At 43.2% G+C, this 6,345-nt stretch carries 4 protein-coding genes; all 4 read left to right on the top strand.

The features are described 5' to 3' along the window. The coding region (locus tag JCM16496_RS20345; protein WP_244440523.1) for a SusC/RagA family TonB-linked outer membrane protein at positions 1-2,970 on the top strand (2,970 nt) is incomplete at its 5' end. Positions 2,971-2,997: 27 nt separating this feature from the next. Continuing rightward, a complete protein-coding gene (locus tag JCM16496_RS20340) occupies positions 2,998-4,635 on the top strand; it encodes a RagB/SusD family nutrient uptake outer membrane protein (RefSeq protein WP_025836350.1) in 1,638 nt (545 codons plus the stop codon). 177 nt (positions 4,636-4,812) lie between these two features. Beyond that, on the top strand, positions 4,813-5,397 hold the full coding sequence (locus tag JCM16496_RS20335; RefSeq protein ID WP_025836349.1) for an ATPase: 585 nt from the start codon (positions 4,813-4,815) through the stop codon (positions 5,395-5,397). Positions 5,398-5,451: 54 nt separating this feature from the next. Then, positions 5,452-5,574: a DUF8506 family protein gene (locus JCM16496_RS25435; protein WP_500778601.1), complete on the top strand. Its 123-nt coding sequence runs from the start codon at positions 5,452-5,454 to the stop codon at positions 5,572-5,574. Positions 5,575-6,345 lie beyond the last annotated feature (771 nt).

Here is a 6,345-nt window from a genome sequence, read left to right as displayed (position 1 = left end):
TATATTGGTATGCAGACACAAGAGGTGGCGATTAAGCCGAGTGTGAAAGTGACAATGAGAAGCAATGCAGAAGCTTTGGATGAGGTTGTGGTAGTGGCATACGGTACTGCTAAAAAAGAATCGTTGACCGGTTCTATCTCTGTGGTTGACAATAAGAAGATAGAGAAGCGCATCACAACCAGCGTAACCGGAGCACTTGAAGGTGCCGCACCGGGTGTACAGGTAAACAACACTTATGGGGAGCCTGGGGAAGCGCCTAAGATTCGTATCCGTGGTTTTGGTACATTGGTTTCAGGAGCTTCAGATCCTCTGTATGTAGTAGACGGAGTCCCTTTCGATGGAAACATGGCTGAACTAAACTCTAATGATATTGAAAGCATGTCCATCTTGAAAGACGCCGCTTCGGCTGCATTATACGGTAACCGTGCCGCTAACGGTGTTGTCATTATTACAACTAAAAGCGGACGAAACACTCACAAACCGAGTATTACGCTGCAAATGAATCAAGGTATGTATAACAGAGGTATTCCCGAGTACGACCGTCTTGATGCAGACCGCTGGATGGAAGCTACCTGGATGGCCAAGAAGAATGCCATGATGAGCAATGCCGGCATGTCGGCAAGCGATGCTGCCACATACGCCACGGGACACGTGGTTAGTGAATCTATCGGTCGTAATATCTACAATGCCGCTAATGACAAGTTGTTTGACAATAACGGTAAACTGATTGCCACTCGCCTGGCTGGCTATGACGATTTGGACTGGCAGGATGCCATCGAACGCACGGGACACCGTCAGGAATACAATCTTTCTGCCGCCACTTCGGGAGAGAAATACAACGTGTATTCTTCCATAGGCTACTTGAATGAGAAAGGATATGTAAAAGCCACAGGGTACGAACGTTTCTCCGGGCGTATCAACACTACTTATACGCCTAACAAGTGGTTCAAAGGGGGCGTGAACCTGACTGGTTCGTGGACCAAGCGTAACTATAATAGTAATGCCAACGGTAACGCCTACGCCAATCCGTTCTACATTACTCGTTATATGGCTCCGGTTTATCCGTTGTTTATGCATAATGCCGACGGTACATATCAACTGGATGCCGATGGTAATAGAATTTATGACACCACCTCATCTTATCTGAGCAACCGTAACATCGCATACGAAATGTTGTATAATAAGCAAGAAAGCGTGCGCAACGTATTGGGTGGACAAGCTTTTGCCACTATCTCGTTGCCGTATGGACTTTCATTAACCGTAAAAGGTGACCTAAATAATAGCACTTCGAACAATAAAAAATATGATAACCCCGAAATTGGTGACGGTGCTACAAATGGTGGTCGTTTGACAAGTTATGCCTACCAATACAAGACTGTGACCTTGCAGGAAATCTTGAACTGGAGCTATCAATTTAATCAGGTACACAACGTAGAAGCTATGGTGGCTCACGAGAACTATAGTTGGGAGCGCAAGTACACTTCTGGAATGAACACCGGTATGGCTGTAGACGGAAACCTTACGATGGGCAATTTCCTCAACAACTCTTATTTTGGCGGTAGCGACGATGAGGACAAGACAGAATCCTACTTGGCACGCGTGAAATATAACTATGATAACCGCTATTTCGTAGAAGGTTCGTTCCGTCGTGACGGTTCTTCACGTTTCCACAAGGACAATCGCTGGGGTAACTTCTACTCCGTGGGTGCCAGCTGGAACATGAAGCAAGAGGCTTTCTTGCAAGATGTAGACTGGTTGGATGCCTTGAAGTTACGCGCTTCCTATGGTGAAGTCGGTAACAATATGGGCGTAAGTCTTTATGGTCACATGGCCCTTTATACCATCGACAAGAACGGTGGTGAAGCCGCTTTGGTAAAACAATCACTTTCGGCACCGGACATTAAGTGGGAAACTACACAGACGGTGGATGTTGCCGTAGAGGGGCGTCTGTTCAACCGTCTGAACTTCCAAGTCGGCTATTTCGACAAACGCTCCAAAGACCTGCTGTTCGAGGTGCGCCTGCCGCTTTCTGCCGGTTCTTATCCTTGGGATGACAATACGATGAACATGACACAATACAAGAATATCGGTACCGTGTCCAACCGTGGCTGGGAAATTTCTTTGAATGCCGATGTCATCAACAACAATGACTGGAAATGGAACATCGGTGTAGACGCTACTTTCCTAAAAAATAAAATCGTGAAACTGCCCGATGGAAAGGACATCTTGCATGGTATGCAAAACTACTCCGAAGGACACTCCATCTACGAATGGTACACTTATCATTTCGAAGGTGTAGACCAAATGACGGGTACTTCTCTCTATACACTGGATCCGGACAAGAAAGCCGCTGCCCAAGAAGCCGGTGCATTGACTACCATCAACGGTACAGACTATGCTACCGCGACTTCATACGCCAAACGTGACTGGGCCGGTAGTGCACTTCCTACGGTTTACGGTTCTATCAGCTCAGCTCTTTCTTGGAAAAACTGGGATTTGAACATGTTATTCACTTATTCTTTAGGCGGCAAGACATACGATGGCAGTTATGCCAGCTTGATGGGCGTGTCTGAATCCGGTGCTTCCGGTAGTGCTTACCACAAGGACATCCTGAATTCCTGGAAAGAAGTTCCTGCGGGAATGACAGAAACTTCTGCCAATCGCATTGATCCGAACGGAACTCCGCGCGCTGACTTTTACAAATCGTCTGACCTGAATGCCCCCAGCGACCGCTGGCTGACAAGCTCTTCTTACTTCGTATTCAAGAACCTGAACCTCTCCTACAACTTGCCCAAGCGTTGGCTGAAAAGTGTAGGAATAGAAGGCCTTTCGCTGACTGCCGGTGTAGAGAACCTTTTCACATTGACTTCACGCAAAGGATTGAATCCGCAGTATTCCTTCAACGGAGGTTCGGACGATACATATGTGACAGCCCGTGTTTATAACTTCGGGCTGACAGTAAAATTCTAAAGGTATAACCATATAATTGTATTAGAAATGAAAAAGATTATCAATAAATTGTTCGCAGGAAGCCTATTGGCAGGCATGATGCTGGTGTCTTCTTGTGCTGGTGACTATCTGGATACAGCTCCTACTGACTCAACCGGAGCTACCGATGCCGTAGGTACTACGGCCAATGCCATGAAGGCATTGAACGGTATCGCCAAAATCATGACTACACAGCACTATTATTTCGGTCAGGGATTTGCCGGTGAAAACAACATAATGATTCAGTATGAAAACTATCCGAGTGAAAATTACAATTACAACCTCTATGCATCAGGCTGGTCTCCCATTTTCAATCAGGAGTTCCATACACGTACCAACTCCATTTATGATGCTTACGCATGGTACTACTATTATACCATAGCAGGCAATGCCAACACCATTCTTGCCAATATAGACAATGCCGAAGGTACGGAAGCAGAAAGGAATTTTATCAAAGCATCTGCACTGACTTTCCGTGCATACGCTTTCGAGAAACTGGTACACTACTATTGCTGGCGCTGGCAAGACTCCAACAATGGTGCTTCGCAGGGTATAGTACTTCGTTTGGACGAATCTACCGGTGGACAAGGTTATGCCACATTGGCTGAAACGTATGCACAAATTTATAAAGATTTGGACGAAGCCATCATGCTGTTTGAGCAAAGCGGTATGGACCGTAATGCCTCACAAGTATGGATGCCGAACATCAATGTAGCACATGCCATCTACGCCCGTGCCGCTCTGACCAAGCAAGATTATGCCAAAGCATTGGCCGAGGCCAAGATGGCTCGCCAAAACTACCCGCTCATGAGTAATGCGGAGTATCATGCAGGATTCTGTAATCCGACCAGTGAATGGATTTTCGGAAGTTTTGGTAGCGCACAAGAGAATAACTGGTATTGGAGTTATGGTACTCAGTACGCATGCAACGGATATTATGCGAGCAGCCAGCAGACCGGTGCAGGCTCTATCGGTCGTGAACTGATTAATCGCATTCCTAACAACGATGCCCGTAAGGCACTGTTCCTTACAGAAGACAAATTCCCCGGCTATAACTTCAATGACGGTTCAGCCATGGATTTAAGCTACGGCATTCTTGGAATGGGCGATGCAGAAGAAGCAGATGCCCTTTGGGAGGATGCAGCTGCTTATTGCCAAAAAATGGCGGTCAGTGGCCTGGAAGCTCCTTATCAGGCCGGTTATATGTATCTGGGCGGACAACTGAAGTTTTATGTATTCGACACTCCGGGTGTCAGCTACCTGCCTTTCATCCGCTCATCGGAAATGGTATTGGTAGAGGCCGAGGCTAATTACTTCTTGAATGACGAGACCGCTGCCCGTGCCGCATTGGTAGAGCTGAATGCCACTTCCGGACGTAATCCAGAATACTCTTGCGACAAGAGTGGCGAAGCTCTTTGGAATGAAATCATGGACTATCGCGAATTGGAACTCTGGGGTGAAGGTTTTGCATGGAGCGACTATAAGAGATGGAACCGCGACATAGTCCGTCACAGTTTTGCCGAAGGTGGTAATGCTCACATTTCCGTTGCAAAAACCATTCCTGCCTCCGGTGCCAACAAATGGACATGGGATGTACCTCTGAATGAAACAGATTACAACGACGAGTTGAATCTTGGAGGAAAATAATTCTACCAGAATTATTCTATAAATAAAGTGTTTTTGATGAGGTTGTGTCAAATGGCACAACCTCATTTGTTATTCCTACCTTTCGCAACAACAACCAACTTTTAAAAAACAATAACTATCAATTATCCATAATCTTATAAAAATATCGTATGTTTGCAATTAGATAAATGCATGAATATGGATTCTAAAAAACAACTCTACATCATTAGTGGTTGTAATGGTGCTGGTAAGACAACGGCATCTTATACTGTGTTGCCGGATGTTCTGGAATGCAAGGAGTTTGTCAATGCGGATGAAATAGCTCGTGGATTATCTCCTTTTAATCCCGAAAGTATGGCCATTGAAGCCGGACGGTTGATGTTGCAAAGAATCAATGAATTGCTGAAAAATCAACAAAACTTTTCTATAGAAACCACACTTGCCACAAGAGCTTACACCCGCCTTGTCCATCGTGCACAAGAACAAGGATATAAAGTCAATTTAATATATTTCTGGTTGAGTTCGCCCGACTTGGCTATTCAGCGTGTAGCCCAACGTGTACGTAATGGTGGACACGACATTCCCAAAGAGGTTGTGCTCCGGCGCTATCAAGCAGGTATCGATAACTTTTTCAATATTTATATGCCTTGTGTGGACTATTGGCTATTGGCAGACAATAGCGAAACACCCCGTATAATTGTTGCTGAAGGCGGGCGAGGAATGGAAATGTATATACACCACATCGAACGATTTAATAAAATACAAAGTTATGTCAGAGAATGAAAGAAAAGAACTGAGCGAAAAGTTACATTTCGGTTTGGCATTAGCGAACGTCGTATGCTTGAAGAAAAAGCATTGCGCAATGAATGTATTATACAAGGCTTGCCCAATGGAGAGATTAAAAGTGTACCGGCACGTATCATGCTGCGTAGACTTTATGGAGAAGAGCTGAAACGATAGGAGTATCCACTTTTCAATAAACAGCAACCAAAATTGTCTGCACGATACGAGAATCAGCGTGGATTACCAAAGTACATTCTTTATTCCCCTGAATTATAATAAAAAATATATCCTATTCTATGTAGACTATATTCCCTTATAAGAAGTCTTCCTCATCAGGAAAATGTAAGCCCAAACAAGAAATCAAAATATTGTCTATTACATAAATCTTTGGACAAATTAAAAATCAAAATCTTAACTGAATAATTGTTTTTTTACTTGAAAAGGGCAAGTTTACGTTTTTGACATACTCTAAATAGTGGTTTTTCACAATTATAGGGTCCTTTATTCCAATTACTTTTGTATTTGGAATAATCTCCATTTATAAAATAGAGACAATTGCATGGTGGTCTATGCATAAAATGAATAAATGGGTAAGATAGTATTTATGTAACCATTATAAATTCAATAGTATTTTACATAAGGCTTTACATTCTCATAGATGGAATAAACAGCATAAGTAAATTATTGACAAAAAGTAACTAAATGATAGATATTGACAAACCCCTTCTTGTTTTTGAAAAAAAGAAATCCTGACGTTATGATTATAACATATTAGTACAGAATTAGACTATTATAAATCAGCACATTACTATTACAAATAGTATCATATAAGTAGATTGTCATGTATAGTGGACATGTATAGAGTATCTTTCAAAGGGGAATACTTCATTTAAAAGCTCTTTTAATTAATAATACTCTCCTTATTGTCAGAAAGATACAGATATTGTA

Origin of the sequence: Bacteroides rodentium JCM 16496 (assembly GCF_000614125.1) — a bacterium.
Classification (GTDB): Bacteria; Bacteroidota; Bacteroidia; order Bacteroidales; family Bacteroidaceae; genus Bacteroides; species Bacteroides rodentium.
This window is presented reverse-complemented; position numbering and strand designations above follow the sequence as displayed.